Origin of the sequence: Rhodococcus sp. T7 (genome assembly GCF_009872365.1) — a bacterium.
Lineage (GTDB): Bacteria > Actinomycetota > Actinomycetes > Mycobacteriales > Mycobacteriaceae > Rhodococcus_F.
The window spans coordinates 150,700-172,824 of sequence record NZ_WXYH01000333.1 but is presented as its reverse complement, the minus strand read 5'-3'; the positions used below and the strand labels follow the sequence as shown (position 1 = coordinate 172,824).

At 68.2% G+C, this 22,125-nt stretch carries 21 protein-coding genes; 7 read left to right on the top strand and 14 right to left on the bottom strand.

The genetic code is table 11. The features are described 5' to 3' along the window. Nucleotides 1-26: 26 nt before the first annotated feature. Nucleotides 27-1,805 (bottom strand): CocE/NonD family hydrolase, encoded by a 1,779-nt coding sequence (locus MLGJGCBP_RS30105; protein WP_160100219.1) that lies wholly within the window; start codon nt 1,803-1,805, stop codon nt 27-29. A gap of 161 nt (nt 1,806-1,966) precedes the next feature. Between MLGJGCBP_RS30105 and MLGJGCBP_RS30100 the strand changes: the two genes are divergently transcribed. Then, nucleotides 1,967-2,686: a GntR family transcriptional regulator gene (locus MLGJGCBP_RS30100; protein ID WP_160100217.1), complete on the top strand. Its 720-nt coding sequence runs from the start codon at nt 1,967-1,969 to the stop codon at nt 2,684-2,686. 32 nt (nt 2,687-2,718) lie between these two features. On the opposite strand, the gene MLGJGCBP_RS30095 is transcribed toward MLGJGCBP_RS30100, so the two are convergent. From MLGJGCBP_RS30095 to MLGJGCBP_RS30080, 4 genes are all read right to left on the bottom strand, one after another. Beyond that, nucleotides 2,719-3,177 (bottom strand): hypothetical protein, encoded by a 459-nt coding sequence (locus MLGJGCBP_RS30095; RefSeq protein ID WP_160100181.1) that lies wholly within the window; start codon nt 3,175-3,177, stop codon nt 2,719-2,721. 5 nt (nt 3,178-3,182) lie between these two features. Then, a complete protein-coding gene (locus MLGJGCBP_RS30090) occupies nt 3,183-5,129 on the bottom strand; it encodes a primary-amine oxidase (protein ID WP_160100179.1) in 1,947 nt (648 codons plus the stop codon). After that, on the bottom strand, nt 5,126-6,616 hold the full coding sequence (locus MLGJGCBP_RS30085; RefSeq protein ID WP_160100177.1) for an APC family permease: 1,491 nt from the start codon (nt 6,614-6,616) through the stop codon (nt 5,126-5,128). Before MLGJGCBP_RS30085 ends, MLGJGCBP_RS30090 begins: the two co-directional genes overlap by 4 nt. Before the next feature lie 169 nt (nt 6,617-6,785). Beyond that, a complete protein-coding gene (locus MLGJGCBP_RS30080) occupies nt 6,786-8,291 on the bottom strand; it encodes an aldehyde dehydrogenase family protein (RefSeq protein ID WP_160100175.1) in 1,506 nt (501 codons plus the stop codon). A gap of 417 nt (nt 8,292-8,708) precedes the next feature. Here MLGJGCBP_RS30080 and MLGJGCBP_RS30075 point away from each other — a divergent pair, with 417 nt between their 5' ends. Together MLGJGCBP_RS30075 and MLGJGCBP_RS30070 are read left to right on the top strand one after the other, a co-directional pair. Continuing rightward, nucleotides 8,709-10,163 carry an APC family permease gene (locus MLGJGCBP_RS30075; RefSeq protein WP_201453235.1) on the top strand — a complete coding sequence of 485 codons (1,455 nt, stop codon included), beginning with the start codon at nt 8,709-8,711 and terminating at the stop codon, nt 10,161-10,163. Next, on the top strand, nt 10,160-10,915 hold the full coding sequence (locus MLGJGCBP_RS30070; RefSeq protein ID WP_124391604.1) for an IclR family transcriptional regulator: 756 nt from the start codon (nt 10,160-10,162) through the stop codon (nt 10,913-10,915). The genes MLGJGCBP_RS30075 and MLGJGCBP_RS30070 overlap by 4 nt, the downstream gene beginning before the upstream one ends. A gap of 71 nt (nt 10,916-10,986) precedes the next feature. Here MLGJGCBP_RS30070 and MLGJGCBP_RS30065 read toward each other — a convergent pair whose 3' ends face one another. After that, complete coding sequence (locus MLGJGCBP_RS30065) at nt 10,987-11,847, bottom strand: SDR family oxidoreductase (RefSeq protein WP_160100171.1); 861 nt, start codon at nt 11,845-11,847, stop codon at nt 10,987-10,989. A gap of 153 nt (nt 11,848-12,000) precedes the next feature. On the opposite strand from MLGJGCBP_RS30065, the gene MLGJGCBP_RS30060 reads away from it, so the two are divergent. Then, complete coding sequence (locus tag MLGJGCBP_RS30060) at nt 12,001-12,858, top strand: SGNH/GDSL hydrolase family protein (RefSeq protein ID WP_160100215.1); 858 nt, start codon at nt 12,001-12,003, stop codon at nt 12,856-12,858. Nucleotides 12,859-13,058: 200 nt separating this feature from the next. Next, nucleotides 13,059-13,364 carry a WhiB family transcriptional regulator gene (locus tag MLGJGCBP_RS30055; RefSeq protein WP_087560413.1) on the top strand — a complete coding sequence of 102 codons (306 nt, stop codon included), beginning with the start codon at nt 13,059-13,061 and terminating at the stop codon, nt 13,362-13,364. 58 nt (nt 13,365-13,422) lie between these two features. Here the strand turns inward: MLGJGCBP_RS30055 and MLGJGCBP_RS30050 are convergent, their stop codons facing one another. Further along, the gene (locus tag MLGJGCBP_RS30050) at nt 13,423-13,716 is read right to left on the bottom strand and encodes a hypothetical protein (protein ID WP_160100169.1); all 294 of its coding nucleotides are present in this window, start codon (nt 13,714-13,716) and stop codon (nt 13,423-13,425) included. Between the two features lie 288 nt (nt 13,717-14,004). Between MLGJGCBP_RS30050 and MLGJGCBP_RS30045 the strand changes: the two genes are divergently transcribed. After that, nucleotides 14,005-14,682, top strand: coding sequence for a response regulator (locus tag MLGJGCBP_RS30045; RefSeq protein ID WP_160100167.1), 678 nt, complete (start codon nt 14,005-14,007; stop codon nt 14,680-14,682). On the opposite strand, the gene MLGJGCBP_RS30040 is transcribed toward MLGJGCBP_RS30045, so the two are convergent. Further along, entirely contained in the window at nt 14,660-15,079 is a 420-nt protein-coding gene (locus tag MLGJGCBP_RS30040; RefSeq protein ID WP_160100165.1) for a LytR/AlgR family response regulator transcription factor, read from the bottom strand. The two genes, MLGJGCBP_RS30045 and MLGJGCBP_RS30040, sit on opposite strands and share 23 nt — an antisense overlap. Before the next feature lie 64 nt (nt 15,080-15,143). After that, nucleotides 15,144-16,685 (bottom strand): GAF domain-containing sensor histidine kinase, encoded by a 1,542-nt coding sequence (locus MLGJGCBP_RS30035; RefSeq protein WP_160100163.1) that lies wholly within the window; start codon nt 16,683-16,685, stop codon nt 15,144-15,146. A gap of 256 nt (nt 16,686-16,941) precedes the next feature. Here MLGJGCBP_RS30035 and MLGJGCBP_RS30030 point away from each other — a divergent pair, with 256 nt between their 5' ends. Next, nucleotides 16,942-17,175 carry a hypothetical protein gene (locus MLGJGCBP_RS30030; protein WP_087560418.1) on the top strand — a complete coding sequence of 78 codons (234 nt, stop codon included), beginning with the start codon at nt 16,942-16,944 and terminating at the stop codon, nt 17,173-17,175. Here the strand turns inward: MLGJGCBP_RS30030 and MLGJGCBP_RS30025 are convergent. The 5 genes from MLGJGCBP_RS30025 to MLGJGCBP_RS30005 all read right to left on the bottom strand — a co-directional run bounded on the left by MLGJGCBP_RS30025 (nt 17,172) and on the right by MLGJGCBP_RS30005 (nt 22,096). Beyond that, a complete protein-coding gene (locus tag MLGJGCBP_RS30025; RefSeq protein WP_160100161.1) occupies nt 17,172-17,771 on the bottom strand; it encodes a hypothetical protein in 600 nt (199 codons plus the stop codon). The two genes, MLGJGCBP_RS30030 and MLGJGCBP_RS30025, sit on opposite strands and share 4 nt — an antisense overlap. Next, nucleotides 17,768-18,430, bottom strand: coding sequence for a TetR/AcrR family transcriptional regulator (locus tag MLGJGCBP_RS30020; RefSeq protein WP_160100159.1), 663 nt, complete (start codon nt 18,428-18,430; stop codon nt 17,768-17,770). The genes MLGJGCBP_RS30025 and MLGJGCBP_RS30020 overlap by 4 nt, the downstream gene beginning before the upstream one ends. A gap of 90 nt (nt 18,431-18,520) precedes the next feature. Beyond that, nucleotides 18,521-19,663, bottom strand: coding sequence for an acyl-CoA dehydrogenase family protein (locus MLGJGCBP_RS30015; RefSeq protein WP_160100157.1), 1,143 nt, complete (start codon nt 19,661-19,663; stop codon nt 18,521-18,523). Between the two features lie 11 nt (nt 19,664-19,674). Then, nucleotides 19,675-21,336, bottom strand: a complete 1,662-nt coding sequence (locus tag MLGJGCBP_RS30010) for a class I adenylate-forming enzyme family protein (protein ID WP_160100155.1) — start codon at nt 21,334-21,336, stop codon at nt 19,675-19,677. Between the two features lie 25 nt (nt 21,337-21,361). After that, entirely contained in the window at nt 21,362-22,096 is a 735-nt protein-coding gene (locus MLGJGCBP_RS30005; protein WP_160100153.1) for an SDR family NAD(P)-dependent oxidoreductase, read from the bottom strand. Nucleotides 22,097-22,125 lie beyond the last annotated feature (29 nt).

The following is a 22,125-nucleotide window of genomic DNA, read 5'->3' as shown; positions in this document are numbered from 1 at the left end:
AATCACTTGCTGCTCGGGGTGCGTCCTCAGCCCGTCACCGGCAGCACCAGCGCCCGCCCCGGGTCGCCCGCGGCGATGGTGACCTGATGCGGCACCAGTCCGCCGCGGAAACTCGGATCGCCGCCCGCCACCACGAGCCGAACGCGGTGCCCCTCACCGAAACGATGGACGATCGCCGGCATCACGACCTGCACGGGCTCACCGGGTGCCACCATCCGCACCGGCGCGACCTGCCCGTTGATCAGCGTTTCGGTTCCGTCGGGAGCCACGTCGTACAGCTTGGTGAAAACCACCACCGAGTCCTCGACACCGGTGACCGCGGGTGCGGCCGTGACGCGGACGTCGAGCACGGGCGCTCCGACCACGTCCAGCGGGGCATCGAGGATCCCCGACGACCACTCGGCCTCCGTTCCGGGCTCGACGCTCTGCGGGACCGGGGCGTTCGGCCTCGTGTCCGGTGCCTCGCGGTCGGTGGGAAGTCCCCCGGGCAGTGTGTGCAGCGTCTGAGCGCCTGCGACGACACTGTCCCGGCGGTCGGTCAGCGCGCCGTCACCGGAGAGATAGAGCGAAAAGTCCTGACCCACCGAGACGTCCGAGGATTCGGCATACGCCGGTGCGGCGTTGCCGGTGTAGTCGACCCAGTTGCGGAAGTAGCTGAATACCGGCCCGGTGCTCGCCCCGCTGTCCCGCAGGTAGTGGTCGAACCAGTCGATGATCCGGCCCGTCTCGTACTGGGTCTCGGGGTTGGGGTCCTTCAGGTTGATCTCGCCCTCGGCGGGGGTGAGGTTGGAATGGCCCCAGCTGTGCCAGATCATCTTCACGTCGTTGCCCTGCGCCTGCAGCGCCTCGAAGGTGGCCTTCGATTCGTTGAGGTCGAACAGGGTGTCCTGCTGGCCCTGCATCAATAAGACCGGGATCTTCACGCGGTCGGCGTACGACACCACGGAGGACTGCCGCAGGAAGTCGACGGACGCCGGGTCCGGGAAACCCTGCACCGCGGACTGTGCCAGTGCAGGGCACGCCGGGTCCGCGAAGTTGGGGCATCCCAAGGCCCGCACCGGGTCCTGCGCGTAGCCCTCCGCCCGGGGATTGGTGACGCCGACGGCCCCGAACGTCAACGACCACACCACCTTCGACGCACCGGGAACCGACGTGCTGACCCCGGACGTCTGGTCTATGCTGTTGGGCGCGAGCGAATAGCTGAGATCGTTCCACGTGATCATCGGGATGATCGTGTCGATCCGTGGGTCCACCGACGCCGCGGCGAACTGAACCGCCCCGCCGTAGGAGCCGCCGATCATCCCGACCCGCGGATCGTTCGCCTCGGCCGTGCCGTGGTGGGCCGTCGCGTCCTGCACCACGTAGTCGAGGCCCGGAACGGGAACGGTGTGCGCGGGATCGACGAACGCCATCCCGTCGCGTCCGCCGAGGAAGCTCACCAGTTCACTCGCCGCGCGGCCGTCGTACTCGGGGTTGTCCATGTGGATCTTGCAGCCCGAACCGCCGAAGCCCAGCCCGGAATAGGCGAGCACCGCGTAGCCCCGCGAGGCGAGGAACGAGGCGATACCCGCCTGATCGTTCTTGGAACCGCCGAACCCGTTGGTGGTGAGGACAGCGGGGACACGATTCGACGCCGACGCCCCATCCGGTTTGTACACGTCGCCGATTACGTCGCACGGCACGTCGCGGTTCGGTCCGACGAAGACCTGGAAATGGAGCGTCGTCTTCGTGAACCCGCCCGCGTCGGCGGGCGCCGGAGCGGCCGCCGCGAACGGTGTCAGGACAGCGGCCGCGGCCACCGCCATCGTCAGCGCCGATCTGCCCACCCTGCGATTCACAGCCCACCCGCCATCCGTCACGCCGTCCGGAGAACCTCCGAAGAGCGTAAACGCTCTGGACCGGGCGAGACGGCAATTCCCGGACGACAGTAGCGATCGGCCGTGCCGTTTATATTTGAGTCGTGCCAATATCCAAGCGCGCCGAAACATCACTGCTGACCGACCAGGTCTACGACATGATCCACGAGTCGATCATGAACGGTGATCTGCCTGCCGGTGCCCGCCTGCGCGTGCGGGATCTCGCCGAACAGGTGGGAACCAGCGTGATGCCGGTGCGCGAGGCGATCCGCCGACTCGAGGAAGCGGGGCTGGCCGAGCGGTCACCGCACAAGGGGGCGGTGGTCAAGGGCCTCACCCTCGCCGAGTTGGTGCACGTCTACGACGTGCGCCGGTTGCTCGAAGTAGAGGCCGCCCGGTTGGGCGCGCAGCGGATCAGCGCCGAGGACAGCGCCCGGATGCAGGACGAGTTCACGCTGATGCGCACCGCCCTCGACGAGCGGCGGGTGGTGGCCTATCTCGACCACGACGAGGCGCTGCTGACGATCCTGTACGAGGCCGCCGAAAATCCCGTGCTGGTCGAGATGATCCGCGCGCTGTGGCAGCGCTGCCGGGCCTACAAGATCGTCGGCGCCGAGGGCACCGTCGACACGACCGAGGACGACTCGCTGTGGAAGTACCAGCTGCGTCTTGTCGAGGCCGCCCTGGAGCACGACGCCGCCGCGGCCGCCGCGGTCAACAACGAATCGCTCCTGGACGCCACCGCGCGGATCAAAGCGCAACTCGCGCAGCAGGACGCGAGCCAGGGCCTGGCGCAACCACCGTGGCCTGACGCGCCCACCCCCAGGTGAGTGGCAAAGCGTCCCCGGGCACACTTTCCCACTCACGTGGGGGGTTGGTCGAGCCGGCTGCGGTAGAAGAGCACCGTCACGGCGACCACCGCTTCGAGCGCGGCGGTCGCGAGGGCCGCCGCCATCGGAGTCGACAGCGACTGCCCCATCGGCGCCGAGGCCGCCGCATGCATCGCGTGCCCGTGGTGGCCGCCGCCCGAACCGGGACTCATCACGGCGAGGTGCAGCGCGATCATCCCGACGTTCATCAGCGCGACCAGCCCCCAGTCCCGCTGCGAACCCCGCATCCACAGGTGCCCCGCGCAGTACAGGCAACCGAGGATCATCGCGACAGTCACCAGCCCGACCATCGGCGACGCTGCCGCATGCTCACCGAGCGTCGCGGCGTGGAGTCCCGCCGTGGCGACCGCGAGGGCCGCGGCCGCCCGCCGCCACCAGTGGCTGGTGCGGCGGACGGCCGTAAAGAAGGCCGTAGTGAAGACAGTGGTCACGACGTCTAGCCCTCGCAGCAGTGCTTCGCGGTGCTCGCCGGCAGGTCGAGCGCGGGATTGCGGTCGAAGAACCCCACGGGCTTGAGCTTGAACCCGGCGTAGTCGACGGGCATGACCGGCCAGTCCTCGGGCCGGGGAAAGTGCGTCAGCCCGAACGTGTGCCACAGCACCAGGTCTTCGCCGTCGATGTCCCGGTTGCCCGCCACGAAGGCCGGCAGACCGGCCTGGCCCGGGTGCTGGTTGACGAAGTCGCCTGCGGGATAGCGCTCGGACTCGTCGTACTGGGTCACCCACAGGTGCTTGGTCGCGAACGCGGCGCGGGCGGCGATCGAACTCGACGGGTCGGCCAGGAGCACCGGTTGTCCCTCGGGGTGCAGGGCGTACCCGACGTCCTGTCCGAGCCTGTTCTGCTTGGTGGGATTGGTGATGTGCCAGACGCGGGCCTTGAGGTTGTCGGCGGTGCGCTGCCCCTCGGATTCGGTGGTCAGCTTCGTCTTCTGGCAACGGAAGGCGTTGCCCCACGGGTTCTCCGGACCCATCGGGACGGGCACGGCGTCCACTTCCTCGACGGTGTTCACGTTGCCGTCGACGGCCATGTCGAGGCGGGCGGAGAAGAGGTGCTGATGGAACGGGGCACCAAGTCCGGGAGCCATCTGGGTGGAGAATCCGTCCGCACCGCGGTACGCGGAGGTGAAGACGATTCCGGTGGCCTTCGCTTCGAGTTCGATGGTGCCGTCCAGGTAGAGGTACCAGTAGAACCCGTAGTCGTAGTTGCCGATGGTGAGGAAGAACGAGATGACGAGGCGACGCGAGCGGCGGGTCTCGGTCATGCCGTTGAACATGTCGGTGTGCTTCCACAGGACGCCGTAGTCCTCTTCGTGGAGGCAGATCGCGTTCTTCATCACCCGCGGGTCGCCGGACTCGTCGGCGATGGTGACGTCGAAGTACTGGATCTCACCGAGGCAGTCGCAGCCGAGTTCGAGCGAGTTCGTGTACCGACCGAACAGGTACTCCCCCTGGTCGAAGTAGTTCTGCCAGTACCGAACCGGCGACGGGTCGGCGTACGGGACCACCATCTCCGCGATCGACGCACGGTAGATCACGGGGCGTTCGACTCCCCCGTCGTCGAACGAGAGCTGGTGCAGCGTCAGTCCCTCGCGCACGTCGAAGCCGAAGCGGAACTTCCAGTCGGCCCAGGTGATCTCGTTGCCGTCGACGGAGAAGCTGGCACCCTCGGGCTGCGTGATCTCGATCGGCTTGAGATCGGTGCGGGTGGGTGTCGCGTGCGGTTCGGCGTCCCATTCGCCGCGCTCGGCGGGCACCGGCAGCTCGATCTCGTCGACCACCTTCACCACGCGACGCTCGGTGAGGTCGACGTAGGCCACCACCCCGTCGATGGGGTGCGCCCACGGCAGGTCCGCCTTGTCCTCCTGATGGAAGGCGAGGACGCGGACGATGCGGTGCCCGACCTCGTCCTCGTGACCGAACACACCGGCCGACAGGGGAACCGCCCGGACCTTCGACGGTTCGATGGCGCGCTTCGCCATCGCGGCGAGCCAGTCGGCGCTGCCGAGCAGGAACGCTTCGATGTCCTCGAACTCCTCGTCGAGGATCGGGACGTGACCGTCGGTGGCGGAATCGACGGTGGTCGAGCTGATCACGCGGTTCTCCGTCACCGACACGACGAGGTCGGTGCCGATGCCGGTGGACCGGTCGAGCAGCAGGATCCGGGCGCGCCGCTCGATCGGGTCGCCGGGGGTGAACGCGAGGACCGTGGACTTGTGCGGCTCGGCGAGCGCGACGAACACGAAGCGCACGTTCTCGCCGATCAGGCCCTCGTCGGTGAGGAGTGCTTTCGCCGAGCGGATCTCGTCCGCGGACAGCGGGGTGAGCGGGTGATCCGGGGCGGCGGACCTCACGGTGGCCGGGGTCTCGGTGGTGGCGGTACTCATCGTGCGATCTCCTTGTCGATGATGGTGTCGTTCGTGTGGTGCTGCGGTAGTGCGGTGTTCTGTCGTGCGGCGTGGGGCCGGAGTACTGCGACTGTTGCTCCGCCGGCGAAGGTTCCGACGAGCAGGACCCCGATGACGGCGGCGAGTGTGCTGGACCCGCCGACGAGGAGGGGAAGGTTGGCGACGGTCATGATCAGGAGCCCGGCCAGGCCGACGAGTCCGAGCAGCGGTGCGATCACCGTGTTCCACAGCCGCCGGTCCACCCGGGTCCGGCCGAAGTAGACGAGAACGGCCACGGACGTCAGGGTCATCAGGGCGACGATGCCGACCGAGGACACCCCGGCGAACCAGGCGAACACCTCGGCCACCGGGTCGAGTCCGGCGACGGCGGACGCGACGATCAGGACCAGGGCGGAGACCGTCTGCACGACCGACGCGACGTACGGCGACGCGTGCTTGTCGTGCGAGCGGCCGCAGCCTGCGGGCAGGGCCGCGCTGTTGCCGAGCGAGAAGATGTACCGGGAGAGCACGTTGTGGAAGGACAGCAGCGCGGCGAACAGGCTCGTGATCAGGAAGATCTGGACGAGGTCGCCGGCGATCGCGCCGACGTAGCGGGTGGCGGTCTCGGTGATCATGCCTTCGGGGTTCTCGGTGGCGATGGCCACCGCGCCCTCGTCGCCCCACGCGCTGACCATCGCCCAGCTCGACAGTGCGTAGAAGCCGCCGATGACCAGCAACGCCAGGTAGGTGGCGCGGGGAATGGTGCGGCCCGGGTCGCGGGCCTCGTCGCGGAAGACGGCGGTGGCCTCGAATCCGATGTACCCGGCGATGGCGAAGATCAGGGCGATGCCGGGTGCCCCGGAGAAGAACTCGCCCGGGTGGAATGCCGCCGTCGAGAATCCCTCGTCACCGCCGCCGCGAAGGATGACCGAGGCGTCGATGACGAGGACGATGCCGACCTCGCAGACGAGCAGGACGCCGAGCACCTTGCCGGACAGGTCGATGTGCCGGTACCCGAGGATCGCGACGACGGCGGTCACGGCCAGGGCCCACACGTACCAGGGAAGTGCGGGACCACCGTGTGCGGTGACGAAATCGTTGACGGCGGCCCCGATGTATCCGTAGACCGCGCCCTGGACGGCGGTGTACGACAGCAGCGCGAGGAACGCGGAGCCGAGACCGGCGTGCCTGCCCAGGCCCTGCGTGATGTAGGTGTAGAACGCGCCGGCGCCGGGGAGGTGCTTGGCCATCGCGGTGAATCCGACGGCGAAGAACAGCAGCACCACCGTGCAGACGAGGTACGACGCGGGGTAGGCGGCGCCGTTGCCCGCCGAGATCCCCAGCGGGACGGTGCCGGCGATCACGGTCAACGGGGCCGCCGCTGCGACGACCATGAACACGATGGCACCCGGACCGAGGGTGCCTGCCAGTCTGCGAGACGCGCCGTCGCTGACTGCACTCGACTGCGGTGAGGCGTTGGTTGTCATGGCTTCCTTCGACTTTCACGAGGAGAGGGTCTGCGTGGATGCTCCGCGATGAGCTCCGGAACGAGCATGCGGCTGCGGGTTGTCGGCGCGGTTGCCGAAGTGTCACGGTTCGTCGACGGCAAATGAGAACGCACGCAGGGCTGTTCTCATTCGCCTCCGGTCACGGCCTCTAGAGCGCGATGTTGACGGACTTGCTCTGGGTGTATTCGGCGATGGCGCCCTCACCGAGTTCGCGTCCCCACCCGGACTGCTTGTAGCCGCCGAACGGCAGCGCCGTGTCGAACGCATTGTGGCAGTTCACCCACACGGTGCCGGCCTTGATCTCGGCGGCCACCTCGTGGGCGCGGGACACGTCCCGGGTCCACACGCTGGCGGCGAGGCCGTAGGGGGTGTCGTTGGCGGCCGCCCGGACGCCTTCCTCCCGGTTGAACGGCACCGCGACGGCGACCGGTCCGAAGATCTCCTCCTGGTACACGCTGAAGTCGCGGTTCACGTCGACCAGCAGGGTGGGCTCGACGTAGAAACCGGTGTCGCCGTGCCGCCGGCCGCCGGAGAGGGCGCGGGCGCCGTCAGCGAGTCCGGCGTCGATGTAGCCGGTGACCTTGCCCAGTTGTTCCTGGGAGATCAGCGGGCCGATGTCGTTGGCCGGGTCTAGTCCGGGACCGATCTTCTGCGACTTCGCGAAATCGGCTACCCCGGAGGTGAATTCGTCGAAGATGCTGTCCTCGACGAGCAGCCGGGTTCCGGCCGTGCAGGCCTGGCCGTCGTTGAACAGGAACCCGCTCGCCACGCCCGGGATCGCGGTCTCGAGGTCGGCATCGGAGAACACGACCTGCGGGCTCTTGCCACCGAGTTCGAGGGACACCTTCTTGAGGTTCCCCGACGCGGCGTTGACGATCTTCTTTCCGACCTCGGTGGAGCCGGTGAACGCGACCTTGTCGACGTCGTCGTGGCTCGACAGCGCCGCGCCGATGTCACCGAAACCCGTGAGCACGTTGAACACGCCGTCGGGGACGCCGGCCTCGGCGATCACCTCGGCGAGGAGCAGCGCGGTGAGCGGGGTCTGCTCCGCGGGCTTGAGGATCATGGTGTTCGCGGAGGTCAGCGCGGGCGCCACCTTGAACGCGGCCATCACCAGCGGAAAGTTCCACGGGATGATCTGCGCGCACACGCCGACCGGTTCGCGGGTGGTGAAGGCGTGGAAGCGGGCTCCGGGCGCCCACGGCACCGACACCGGGATGGTGCGGCCCTCGATCTTGGTGGCCCAGCCGGCGTAGTAGAAGAAGATCTCCGCCGCCCACGTCACGTCGACGGCCTTGGCCACCGCCACGGACTTGCCGTTGTCGATCGACTCGAGCTGCGCGAACTGATCCGCGCGGGCGAGGATTCCCTCGCCGATCTTCCAGAGGATCCGCTGGCGTTCGGCCGGGGTGAGCGTGCGCCAGGGCCCGGATTCGAACGCCCGCCGGGCCGCAGCCACCGCCCGGTCCACGTCTTCGATGCCGGCGTGCGGCACGGTCGTGATCACCTGTCCGGTGCCGGGATCGACCGTCTCGAACGTCCGCCCCGACGCCGAGTCCACCCAGCGGCCGTCGACGAACATGCGCTTCGGGGACGAAACGAAGTCGACGACCCGGGGGTCGAGGGCGGCGGGGGTGTGAACGACTGCAGTCATCATGTCCTCTTCGATGGGGTGAACGGAACTGTGAATGAATCCGGCTTCGGCAGAACACTTTTGGCGGAAGATTTCGCGTCGTGTGCTGCGCCTGAATCCACGATAAACCCCGGATGTGTCGCCGGTCACTACTAAATCCGGATGGGAATCCGCGCCTGCGGCATTCTCATTCGACTTTTCCGGCCGCGGCGGCGGCGATTCTCATTCCAGCTTTCCGGCTCGGTGCAGCTGACCCGCCCCGCGCGCAGGCGCAGGCTCCGGAATCGGGAACGAATTCCCCGGCCATTCTCATTCGAGGTGACCGAAAATTAATTCCGATCCGCGCATCCCGCTCGACTCCTGCGCTAGCGTGCAACTCATGCAGCCCGGCGTCGATCACGCGCGGGCAGGCGAGAAAGTGTGGAGAGCAGGTGCGTGGTGTCCGGTACACCGAGAATCAGAAGTAGATCACCGGTCGCCGGTCTCGAGCGCGCGCGCCTGAGTTTCGTCCAGGTGCTCGGGCAGTCCGTGTCCGCGGTCGCACCGTCGGCCGTGATGGTCACGCTGCCCGCGCTCGTCATCCCCGACGCCGGCCGGGCGACCATCGCGGTGTTCGTCGCCGCGGCGATTCTGATGACGGCGGTCGGCTACTGCGTCGGCCAGTTCGCCACCCGGATGGTGGCGGTCAGCGGTCTCTACAGCTACATCGTGAAGGGACTCGGGGCGGTGCCCGGTTTCGCCGGCGGCTGGTCGCTGCTCGTCGGCTACGCGGCCGCCGCCATGGCGAGCACGCTCGGCGCGGCGAGTTACCTCGCGGCGCTGCTCGGCCGAGTCGGGCTTCCGGCGGGGTCGACGCTCATCGCGGTCCTCGCGGCGATCGTCGGACTGCTCGCCCTGATGCTGATGATCCGGGGGGTGCAGTTGTCGGCGCGGATCATGCTCGCCATCGAGGTCTTCGCCATCGTCGCCGCCTCGGCCGCGCTCGTGGTCGCGTTCGTCCAATCGGTCCGGGAGGGCGCGACCCCGTCCGCGGGCGGCGCGAAATCGGGGTCCGCGGTCGGGTTCGCCGTACTGCTCGCGATCACGTCGTTCGTCGGATTCGAGAGTGCGGGCACGGTGGCGCGGGAGGCCCGCAACCCGTTCGTCACCGTTCCGCGCGCCATCCGGTGGACCCCGATCGCGCTGGGCGTCCTGTACGTGTTCGCGGCCGCCCTGCAATTGCCGGAGCCGGTCCGGCAGGGTGTCGACTCGCTGCCGATCGTCCTCACGTTGCCCGACCCGTCCGGCGCCGGTTCGTCCGCGCTGTCGATCGTCATGGAACTCGGCATCACCGCCTCCTGGTTCGCCTGCGTCCTCGGTTCGACGACCGCACTGTCGCGAACACTGTTCGCGATGGGCCGCGAAGGGGTGGTTCCGACCGTGTTCGGCCGGACGCACCACCGGTTCCACACCCCGCACGTGGCGCTGGCGGTCGCGATGCCGGTGATCGTCGCCGTCCCCGTCCTCTACCTGTTCGTCAGCGGTTCCAGCCGCGACGTCCTGATCGGGCTGCTCGCCGTGTCCGCCCACGGCTACGTCCTCGCGTACGTGCTGCTGTGCGTCGCGACGCCCGCGTTCCTCCGGCGGATCGGCGAACTGACCCGGCTCCCCCTGGTCATCGGCGCGCTGGCGGCGACGGCGATGGTGGCGCTGGTCGGGTGGGCGGCGTTCTCGCGGACGTACGTCGCGGGCGCGGCGACCGCCGTCTACGTGCTTTTGATGCTTCTCGGCGCCGCGGTGTTCGCGATCCGCGCCCGGCGATCCCCCGGAATCGGAGAACGGATGGGTGTGTACGACGAGGCCGTCGCCGACGACCTGCTGGGCCGCTACCGCCCGTGGGAGGTCCGCCGGTGAACGCCGACGACCGGGCCCTGTCGGGGCGGCAGCCGAAGGCCGTCACCAGCGCGCTGCGGGTGCTCGAGGAAGTGGCCCGCGCCGGTTCGGGTGTGACGGCGAAAGACATCGCGGCCCGCCTGTCGATGCCGTCGGCGACCACGTACCGGCTGCTCAACATCCTCGTCGGCGAGGGCTATGTGGTGCGGCTCCCCGACCTGTCGGGGTTCGCCCTGGGCCAGAAGATCGGGGTCCTCGTCGACGCAGCCGTGGTGCCCACCGTGTGTGCGGCGGCGCGGGCGGTCCTCGCCGAGCTGCGACTGTCGGTGCGCTTCGGGGTCCACCTCTTCTACTACACCAACGTCGCCGTTCGCACCGCCGATGCCGACCCCGAATACCCGCCGCCGGAGGACGAGTCGTTCCTCAACCAGCACCTGTACGCGTGTGCGGTCGGGAAGCTTCTCCTCGCGGAGAAGTCGGAACTCGAATCCGTGATTCCCCGTTGGGAGCCGCGGGCGCTGACGGCCCGCACGATCGTCGTGCGGAGTGAACTGCTCGCGAATCTGGACCTGATCCGGAGCCAGGGGTTCGCCACCCAACTCGCGGAGCTGCGGGACGCGTCGGCGTGCGTCGCCGTCCCCGTCCGGTCCGGAGCGGGGGCGCTCGTCGGCAGTCTGGCGCTGTCGGGGCACGTCGATCACGAACACCTCATGCTGCGGCACGTCCCGTCACTGCGGGAGCACGCGGAACGGCTCGCCCCGCTGATGGCCTGACGTCACCTGATACCGGCGCTTCGATCACGCCGCAGGTGAGTGGCAAAGAGTGCCGCGGCACTCTTTGGCACTCACGTCGACTGCGATTGGCGGGCGAGGCGGCGGTCGTAGTCGGCCCGTCCGACGGAGTCGACGGCGGTGAGCGCCCGCCGGTCGTCGACGAGTCGGCGGCCGAGGTCGAGAAGGCGCTCCGGGACGACGGCGTAGATCAGGTCCCACCCGGCGAGGTAGCGGGGCACCGCGGTTTCGGCGCGACGATGGTCGAGCGTCCGGACGATGGCGTCCGCCACGTCCTCGGGGTCGACGGTCGGCATCCCACCGCCCAGCGGCACCCCCGACGACAGCCCGGTGCGGACCGCGCTGGGAAGGATGGTGCTCACGCTGACGCCGGCCGGAGCGAACTCGGCGCGGACGGCGGCGGAGAGCCCGACCGCCCCGAACTTGCTGGCGTTGTAGACGGCCATCCCCGGCACGGGCAGTTTGCCGGCCATGGATGCGACGTTCACGATGTGGCCGCGCCCGCGCTCGACCATGCCGGGCAGCACCGTGCGCATGCCGTGCAGCGGTCCCCACACGTTGACGTTCATCGTCATCCGGCTGGTCTCGCCGGATTCGTCGAGGAACCCGCCGAGCGGCATGACGCCGGCGTTGTTGATCAGCACGTCGATGCGGCCGCAGTCCGCCAGCACGTCGTCAACGAACCGCCGCCACGACTCCACGGAAGCGACGTCCACCGTGTACGCGCGGGCGCCGATCGCCGCCGCGGCCTCGTCGGCGACCGCACGATCGAGGTCACCGATGCACACGGTCGCACCCCGGGCCGTGAAAAGTTCCGCAGTGGCGCGTCCGATGCCCCTCCCTCCCCCGGTCACGACGACGACCGCGCCGTCCAGGTCGATCTCGGGGTAATTCCGTCCGCTGAAGATTCCCATGGTTTCGGAGACTAGCAGTATCTGAGTTACGTCGGTAGCCCGAATTTCCGCGAGTCCGTCGACGTGAGGCGATATCCGGCGGACGGAAATAAGATGAGTGATGACGAAAAACCCGCCGGGCCCGCACCATCCGGTCGTTCTCGAAGCGTTCCCGTGAAGTCGGGCCTGTCCTCGGTCCTCGGCGCGTGCGTGGTGGCGCTGGCGCTCCCGTGGTCGCATCCGGCCGTGGCCGACGCGGCGCCGGATTCCGCCGTCCGGTACGTCGCGTTGGGGGATTCGCGAGCCACCGGGTCGCCTCAGGATCTGCTGTCGATTCGGGACGGGTGCTTCCGCACGTCCGACGCGTACCCGCAGATCGTCGCCGACACCCTGAGTGCTGCGTCGTACGTCAGCCGGGCGTGCGCGGGCGCGAAGACCGAGAACATCACGACAACACCGCAATTCACCGTCACCGGACCGCAGCCACCGCAGATCGGGGCGCTCGCGCCGGACACGACGCTCGTCACCGTCAGCATCGGCGGAAACGACATCGCGTGGTCGTCGCTGGTCGAGCCCTGCTACACGCCCGCCCCGGGATTCGACGCGAAATGCCGCTCCGACGCCACCACGGCCCGGCGCATGAACGACGCCCTCACCGTGCTCGGCCCGAAGGTGTCCGCGACCCTGGCCGCCATCGCCGCGAAGTCCCCCGCAGCAACTGTGCTCCTGGTGGGACACGGCGGCATCTTCGGCGACCGCGGCTGCTGGCCCTACGTCCCCACGAGCGATGCCGACGCCGCCTTCGTCGTGCAGTTCTTCGCGAGAATGAACTCCGTTCTCGCCGATGCGGCACGCGCGAACGACGCCCGGTTCGTCGACGTGGCCGCCGCCGCGGTGGGGCACGATGCGTGCGCCGGGTCCGATCGGCGCTGGTTCGAGGGTCTCGTCCCCCAGTCGTTCACGATGCCCCTGCACCCCACCAACGAAGGGCACAGAGCGATGGCCTCGCTCGTCGTCGCGGCCCTCCCCTGACCAGCGGGCGTCGGCAGGCGCGCACTGCCGGCCGCCCGACCTGGTGGCACACCCGGGGCCCATCCGGTATATCCTTCAAACGGGTCGTACGGTTTGTTATCCGGCAACGGACGTAACCGATACCGGCACTCACATGAAGAAAAACGATATCTGTTTCCCGACACGTGGATCGTCCACGGGCCGGGAACGGAAGGACCGCAGTGCTGTTGGCAGAAACGTCAGGAATACGGGCCCCCGTGGCCGCACCCCACCACGAGGAGTGGCGCGAGGTGGCCGCATGCCGCGGAGTCGCATCGTCGGTGTTCTTCTCCCCCGACGGTGAACGCGGTCAAGCCAGGGCCCGCCGCGAGGCGAACGCCCGCCAGATCTGCGAGACCTGCCCGGTGCTCGCCCGGTGCCGCGACCACGCCCTCACCGCGGACGAACCTTACGGAATCTGGGGTGGAATGACCGAGGCCGATCGCCGACGCCACGCTCGCCGAACCCGCTCCGGCGCGCGGCGCTGACCGGCCCCCGCCGAGTGGTGTCGAACGTGCATGTGGCCGAGACGCATTCGACCGCGAGCTAGAACATGCCGTGGCCACCGAAGCCACCGAAGTGTCCGAAACCGCCGAAGCGACCGAAACCGCCACCGAACGGGCCGGACTCCACTCGTTCGGGACCGTAGGTTCCCGGCCAGCCCCAGGGGAAGCCCGACTGCGGCACGTCGGTGACGGGCCCCGCATCCGGCACGACCCGCGCGACGGGCGTGGCAACGTTGTCGGTTGCTGTTGCCGCGGAGGCAGTTCCGGCGCCGAGGGCGATCAGGGGTGCGATTGCGGCTGCGGCGATGGCCGCGCGGATTGCGAGCTTGTACATTGTTCTCACCTTTCGTTTTCTGGAGCTGTGATCGGGTTGATGATCGATCGACCATTGATGTAAATTTTCGTCCGAACACGTTCCGGAGTCGCCACAGCCAGCAGGTGGTTGCGGGTGCTACCAGCCGTAATCTCGGTCTTCCTGCTAGCTGCAATTCCATTACCGGCCGGCGTGTGCAAGGCGGCATTGTGGCGTGTCGGCCGGTGCCGATGACGTAACCTCGAAATCGATCACTTCGACGGTGATCGGGCGCTTTCTCACGGACGACGGGGAAACTCGAGGTCGACGATGGCCGAATCCCACCCTCCGGCGAAGACCCGGATACGGGTGATGCTGGCCGAGGACGACGTCCTGCTCCGCGAGGGTGTGGCGAGTCTGCTCACCCGCTCCGGCTTCGATGTCCTGGAACAGACCGGCGACGCAACCACCCTCCTCGAACTGGTCCGGACGCGAACGCCCGACCTGGTGGTGGTCGACATCCGGATGCCACCGACCAACACCACCGAGGGCCTCGACGCTGCCCGGGAGATACGCGAAGAGTTCCCCGACGTCGGCATCCTGGTGCTGTCGGCGCACGCCGATGTCGAGCACGCGATGGAACTACTGGCCAGCGGCCGGGGAATCGGCTACCTGCTCAAGAGCCGCATCACCGACGTGGACGACTTCATCGACACCCTGCAGCGCATCGCCGCGGGAGCGTCCGTCGTCGACCCGGCGCTGGTGCAGGAGTTGGTCTCCGCCCGTCGGCGCAATGACCCACTCGCGGCACTCAGCGCGCGAGAGCGGGAGGTTCTGGCCCTCATGGCAGAAGGACGGTCCAACGCCGGCATCGCCCGCCGACTGTGGGTCACCGAGGGAACCGTCGAGAAGCATGTGCGCAGCATCCTGACCAAACTAAATCTCCCGGAGACCGGCGACGATCACCGACGGGTTCTCGCGGTCGTCACCTTTCTCGAGGCTCGCTGACCGGCGCCACGCGATCCCGGTCAGCGCGGAGCAGGTTCCGGACGGCGTCCGACGACAGCTCGGTCTTCGACACGAATCCCACCGCGGGACTGCCGGCGATCAGGTCGGCCAGGTCTTGCTCGGCGTGCGTGGAAATCAGGATCACCGCCGCTGCGAACGACTCGTCGAGTCGCCGCGCGAGGTCGAATCCGCTCTCCGCGCCGAGTTCGACGTCGACCAGAATGATGTCGGGCTGCAGTTCCGCGGCCGTCCGCATCGCGTCGGCGCTGTTCGACACCGTGCCGACCACGGGGATGCCCTGCTGCTCGAGCAGTCGCCGGGCAGTGTCCAGAAAACAGGGGCTGTCATCGACGATCAGGCATCGTGGACGACCGGGCTGCAACACCATGCCCTCCATCGTCGACCCGATACCGCCGGCTACGCATTCCCGCTAGCAGGTAAATACCGCGGGTGCCCGTCGTTCACTCGCCGGCTACCGGGATGGTGATGTCCAAAGTGGTGCCGTGACCCGGCGGACTCGTGATCCGCAGGTGGCCGCCGAGGGCCTCGACCCGGTCCTGCAATCCGAGGAGCCCGGAGCCCGCGGCGGACGAGGCGCCGCCGACGCCGGCGTCCCGGATCACGAGGTGGAGGATGCCGTCCTCCGTTCCCAGGGACACGTGCACCTCGGAGGCTCGCGCGTGCTTGGCGGCGTTGGTGAGCGCCTCGGCGACCACGTAGTAGGCGGCTACCTCCACCGATTCCGCGAAGCGGTCGTCGATTGCGACGTCGAGGGTGACGGGGACGGCGGAGCGACGTGCCAGCGTCCGCACCGCCGATCCCAGTCCTCCCTTCGACAGGATCGCCGGGTGGATTCCGTGCGAGAGTTCGCGCAGATCCTCCGACACCCCCTTCAGCCCCGAGGCGACGGCCGACAGTTGCTCCTTCACGTCCACCCATTCGGCAGGCACCGATGCCTCCGTCATCCGCACCTCGAGCCCCAGCGACACCAGTCGCTGCTGAGCCCCGTCGTGAAGATCGCGTTCCAGGCGACGCCGGGCCTCGTCGGAGGCCGCGACGATCCTCGCGCGTGAGGCGAGCAGTTCGGCACGAGTCACCGCATTCGCGATCGCGGTCGCGACAAGATCGGCGAAGTCGCCGAGTCGCGCCTCGGTGTCCGATGGCAGCGGCTCGGCGCGCCACGATCCGACGATCGCCGCACCCCACACCCGGGAGTCCACGACGATCGGGACTCCCACGATCGATCCGAAGCCGCCTTCGCGAATGCGGGTCGCGACTTCCCCGCCGACGTGTTCGTGGTTGTCGATCCTGGCGGCACGGCCGGTGCGGAGAACGATCGCCCCGACGTCGTCGCCCTCCATCGGAATTTTGTCCCCGGTGTCGGACATCCCGGTGATCCCCGGCTCGTATCGCACGGCGACCAACGTCCCCGTGCCGTCCCCGTCGTCGCGAAGAAGCACGGCGTTGACCACGTGCAGCCAGAGCGCGAGTTCCTCGGCGACCGCGGTGAACACTTCCGGTGGGCTCACTCCACGCGCTGCCAGTGTCGCCACCCGGCGCAGTGCGGCCTGATGCGCGGCGAGGATCCCGAGTTCGTCGCGGCTGGCCTCGGCCTCGCGCCGACGCAGGACCGCCTCGGCGGTGCGCAACCTGGCCTGACCGGCCATCAGGTTGGCCACCAGCGCGACGGGCAGGAAGACCAGGACGGCCACCCAGTCGCCGGGTTTGGTCGGAAGCAGGGACCCCGCCACCTGGAGGTGGAAGTAGACGTAGACGACTGCGCTCACCAACGTCGTCATCACCGACAGCACGAATCCCCAGCGAGCCGAGACCACCAGGACTCCGAGCAGGAACACCGCACCGAAGGCGTTCTGCGGCGCGACCGTGTCGAGCTGGTGCACCACAACGGTTTCCACGGTGATCACGGTGGCGGCGACCACGATGCCCAGCCACAGCGGCGGGGTGGTCGGGCGCACCAGGAGCGCTATCAGACGCGCAGGCATTTCTCGCGTGTCCGCATCGACAGCCCCGAACGGGGACGCGGCGTCGCGCCGCGACAGCGCTCCGATTGACCGCCGTGACCACTGTCGCGTCATCGTGCTTGCTCGGATCAGTCGTGGAGTTCTCGGACAGACCTCGATGTGCATCATATCGAGGTGACCCTCCCCGTCTCGACGGGTTGCTCCCGTCAGTCGGCTGACACCGGCCGATGTCGCTACGCTGGGCACAGGCCGATGCAGTAGACCTTGGGAGGACGCGGTGGTAGCCGTACAGATACAGGTGGGTGATCTGGTGCAGGCGTCCGGTCACGCCGGCCCCTGGCTGGTCATCGAGGTCAGCAAGGGCATGGCTTCGCTGCAGCATCCCGACGGACATCGACTGTCGGTCCGGACGACGACGCTGTCCGTGGTGCACAAGGCGACGAGCCCGGCGGGCGAAGTCCAACCGCCCGCCCGCGATCAGCCGGGAGAGTCCCCCACGCTCTTCGACTAGTCGTCGATCGTCGTGACGATCGACGTGACCGCCGGGGTCCGCGGGGTCGAGCCGAATCCGAACCGGACCGGCGGGTCGACCGGTGTCAGGGCGCCGAGGTTCTCGCCGCACCAGGTGGCGGAGATTCCGGCGAGCCGCCGCTGGTCGATGGCGCCGTAGAATTCGCGACGCCCGTTGCCCGCGGTGCCACGGGTGCGCACACCGCTGAGTACGACGCGGGCGATCGGGTCGCTGACCGCGCAGAACCACGGCGCGCTCGCGACGGTCCGCGGCACCAGGTTCAGCAGGTGTCCGAGCGGGGTGCGGGCCCCGACCTCGAACCGCACATGCAGGTCGCCTGCCCGGACCGTCCTTCTGTCGCCGGACCGCGTGTAGTGGACGGGCGTGATCACCGTCCGGTCGAAGGTGTACGTCGCAGTGACGAAATCGCGGACGGCGTCCGACGGAGCGAGGAGTACCCGCAGGCCGTCGGCGTGTTCGACCATCACGTCGGTGAACTCCCCCAGCGGCGATCGCGGCCAGTGGCCGACGACGATGCGGACACCCGACCCGGTGCCCAGGCCGGTGATCTCACCGTCGAAACGCCATCGCGTCATTCGGTCAGGTGCCGGTACGCTGCGGCGCTCCGATCCGACAAGACGGTGCGGAGAATGAATCGTGTTTGCGCCGTGATGTATTGGTCGACGGTGTAGCGGGACGCGAAATGCCAGTGCTTGAGCGCCCACCCGTGCGCCAGCATCATCATGTCGAATGTCGTCAGGTCGACGTCGAGGTCGCTCGCGATCCCGGAGGCGATCGCGGCCTCGAGGGCGTCGTGGAGCGGCTTGGACGTCGCCACCTCGAGTTCCTTGATCCGCTCGCGCCCGTCCTGGTCGAGGGTCCGGCTCTCCCGGTAGGTCAGCACGACGGCGTCCAGATTCTCGTCGACGATCTCGACGAACCGCCGGAACCCGGCGGCCAGCCGCTCGATGGGGTCGGTTCCCGCGGCGTCCATCGCGGGCTCGAGCTGATCGCGGAACGCGTCGAGGATGTCGACGATCGTGGCGAGGAGGATCTCCTCCTTGCCGCCGAAGTACTTGTAGATCAGCCCCACGCTCACCTGCGCCTCGTCGGCGAGCGCCTGCATGGACATCTGATGGAACCCGGTCCGCTGCATCACCGTGACGGCGGCGTCGAGCACCTGACGTCGACGCGAGCTGACGCGGACGGCGCGGACCGCCTCGTCGAGTGGAAGGGCGGACGTGTCCTTCGCCATGACAGATGACCTCTCCTTGGTGGCGGAACCTGCGGTGAATGGGTATTCACAGTATCCCGCGCGGGGACCGGAACCACAGTCCGGTCCGTGTCAGATACCGAGATCCTTCGCGACGATCGTCTTCATGATCTCGGTGGTGCCGCCGTAGATGGTCTGGATCCGCGCGTCCACGAACGCGCGTGCCACCGCATATTCGCGCATGTAGCCGTATCCGCCGTGGAGTTGCAGGCACCGGTCGGCGACGCGGACCTGCAGTTCGGTGGTCCACCACTTGAGCCGCGCCGCACGGGCCGCGGTCAGCTCCCCGCGGACGTGCTGCCGGATGCAGTCGTCGAGGTAGGTGCGGGCCAGGTCGAGTTCCGTGGCCAGTTCCGCGAGAACGAACTGGGTGTTCTGGAATCCGGCGATCGGTTGCCCGAAGGCGCTGCGCTCCTTCACGTACGCCAGGGTCTGCTCGAGGACACCCTCGGCGGCCGCGACGGCGCCGACGGACAGGGACAGCCGCTCCTGCGGCAGGTTGTGGACGAGTTGATAGAAACCCTGTCCCTCCTCCCCCAGCAGGTTGGCCACCGGAACGCGCATGTCGGTGAACGTCAGCTCGCTGGTGTCCTGGGCGTGCAGCCCGATCTTCTCCAGGTTGCGGCCACGGGAGAACCCGGGCGTGTCCGACTCGACGACGAGCAGCGACAATCCCTTGTGCTTGTCCGGCGACGTGCGCACGGCGACGACGAAGAGCGTGCCGTTCTGGCCGTTGGAGATGAACGTCTTGCTGCCGTTCACCACATAGTGGTCGCCGTCCCGCACGGCCGTGGTGCGGATGCCGGTGAGGTCGCTGCCGGTGCAGGGCTCGGTCATCGCGATCCCGAGCACGGTCTCCCCGGTGACGGTTCCCGGAAGCCACCGGGCCTTCTGTTCCTCGGTCGTCATGTCCGTCAGGTACGGCAGCACGACGTCGTTCTGGAGGGAGAACGCGATGCCCGCGGCGGCGGCACCCACCCGGTTGACCTCGTCGATGACGATCGCGTTGTAGCGGAAGTCCTCGACGCCGGGACCCCCGTACGCCTCGGGGACCGGGAAACCGAGCAGGCCCTGCTTACCCGCGTCGGTGAACAGTGCCGGGTCGAGGCAGCTTTCGCTCTCCCACTGCTCGTGCCGCGGGACGATCCGCTCGCGAACGAAGCTGCGGATGCTGTCCCGGAACTGGTGATGCTCGGATTCGTATTCGATGGTCATGGTGCTCTCTCCTATCCGCGGGCGCCCGGGGTGACGAAGGCCCCGCTCTCGAACTCCCTGCGTGCGGTGTCGGTTGCCTTGTAGTGCAGCTTCTTTCCCGTTGCCGATACGGGGAGCGATTCCACGAAGCGGTACGCACGGGGCCGCTTGAACTGCGACAGCATCGGGTGCCTGCGGCAGAAGTCGTCCAGTTCGTCGGCGGACGGGACCGGTGCGGTGGCGACGACGTAGGCCACGACGACCTGCCCCCACTTGTCGTCCGGAACACCGACGACGAGCGAATCCGTCACTGACGCGTGCTCGTTCAGCGCTTCCTCGATCTGCACCGGGTGGACGTTCTCGCCGCCGGACAGGAGCATGTCGTCCTTGCGTCCGACGATCGTCACGAACTCCTTCTCGTCCCAGGTCGCGAGGTCGCCGACGTGCAGCCAGCCGTTCCGGAACTTCTGCTTCTCCTGCTCCGGAGCATCGAAATAGGCGTTGGCGCCCTTCGGGGAACGGACGACGACCTCACCGATCTCTGTTCCGTCCCTCGCGACCGTCTCGTGGGCGTCGGCGAGGCGGTCGTCGAACAACTTGACCACGGCGACGTCGTCGTCGATGCAGGCCCGCCCCGCGGTCCCTGCCATGTCCGGCAGATCGGTGGGCCGCAGGAAGGTGTTCCAGAAACCTTCCGTGCTGCCGTAGCCGTTGAAGATGCGCGGATTCAGCACCTTCTGGTAGTGCAGTGCCGCCTCCCGCTCGAGGGGCGCACCCATCGTGACGATGCCCTTCAGGGTGGACAGGTCGCGGGGCTTCTCCTCCTGGGCACGCGCGAGCATCGCCAGGTTGGTCGGGGCGCCGATCAGGAACGTCAGCCCGTACTCCTCGACGTGGTCGAGCGTGACGTCGGCGTCGAAGCTGCGCAGCGACACCAGCGACGCACCGAGATAGAACGTGGGATTCGGTCCGGCACAGTACAGCCCACCCCGGTGGAACCACGGCGTCATGTTCAGCGTCTTGTCTTCCGCCGTCAACGGGAAGTGCATGATCACGTCGTGGGCGCTGAAGATCTCGATCATGCTGTTGAGCGGGACGCCCTTCGGCATGCCGGTGGTTCCCGACGTGAACAGCCGGGTGGTCTCGTCCCACACCGTGCGAGTCACCTCCGGTGGCGACGCCGATTCGGCGACGAGGTCGTCGAACCGGATCACCTCGAAGCCGTTCCCCGGCAGGGGCTCTCCCGGACCGACGGCGACGACGAGCGCGGGCTTGTGGGTGGAGCGCGCGAGCGCGTCCCGCACCATCTCGCCGATCTCGGTGTCGTAGACGAACACCGTGGGACGGTTGGCGTCGAGGATGTACGCCGTCTCGCCGGACGCGAGCCGGAAGTTCATCGGCGATCCGACCGCCCCGCAGGCCTGCCCGGCCAGGTACAGCTGGGCGAACTCCGGGCCGTTGAACAACTGGTAGGCCACGACGTCGCCGGGAGCGACACCAGCGCGGGCGAGTCCGGTGGCGAGCCGGTCGACCCGGTCGCCGAGTTCGGCGTACGTCCAGCTCTCGCCGGTCGACGGGGACTGCATCGCGAGTCGATCGGCGTACCGGTGCGTGTTGCGCCGGAAGCCGTTCAGGTAGGTGAAGTCGTGCTCGAAGTACTGACGATAAGCGTGGGCATCGTATGTGTACGTCATGATGAGTCCTCCGTCCCGGTGCCGGTCAGCCGGCCATGGTGAGGCCACCGCTGACGCTGATCACCTGGCCGGTGATGAACGAGGCGGATTCGGACGCGAAGAACACGACCGGCGCCGCAACCTCTTCCGGGCGCGCGAGCCTGCGGAACGGAATGGCCTTGACCAGAGCCTCTTTCAGCTTCTCCGCCTGCGCCTGGAACAGCGGTGTGTCGGTCGGGCCGGGGCACACGCAGTTGACGTTGATCCCGTGCCGGGCCATCTCCCGGGCCAGCGACTTCGACAGGGCGATCACGCCGCCCTTCGCACCCGCGTAGATGCTCTCCCCCGCGCTGCCGACACGGCCGGCATCGCTCGCGAGGTTGATGACCCGCCCACCGCTACCCGCCTCTACCATGCCGGGGAGGAAGGCGCTGCACATGTGTACAGGGCCGAGGTAGTTGATGGCGACGACCTTCTCGGCGAATTCGGTGGTGGCGTTGAGGAACTGGTCGGTGCGGTCCCATCCCGCCGCGTTGACGAGGATGTTCGCGACCCCCACCTCGGCCGTGACCCGGTCGCGCAGGGCGTCGACCTGCGTCCGGTCGGCGACGTCGACGGTCATCGGAAAGAGCCGGTCGGGCCTCTCGGCCGCGGTCTTCTCCGCGGCCTGCAGGTCGAGGTCGGCGACGACCACCCGATCGCCCTGCTCGGCGAGCGCGAGCGCGATGGCACGGCCGATGCCGGATCCTGCGCCTGTGACCACTGCGATGTTGTTACTCATGATGTTTCCCCTTCCCGTGTGTGTCGGAC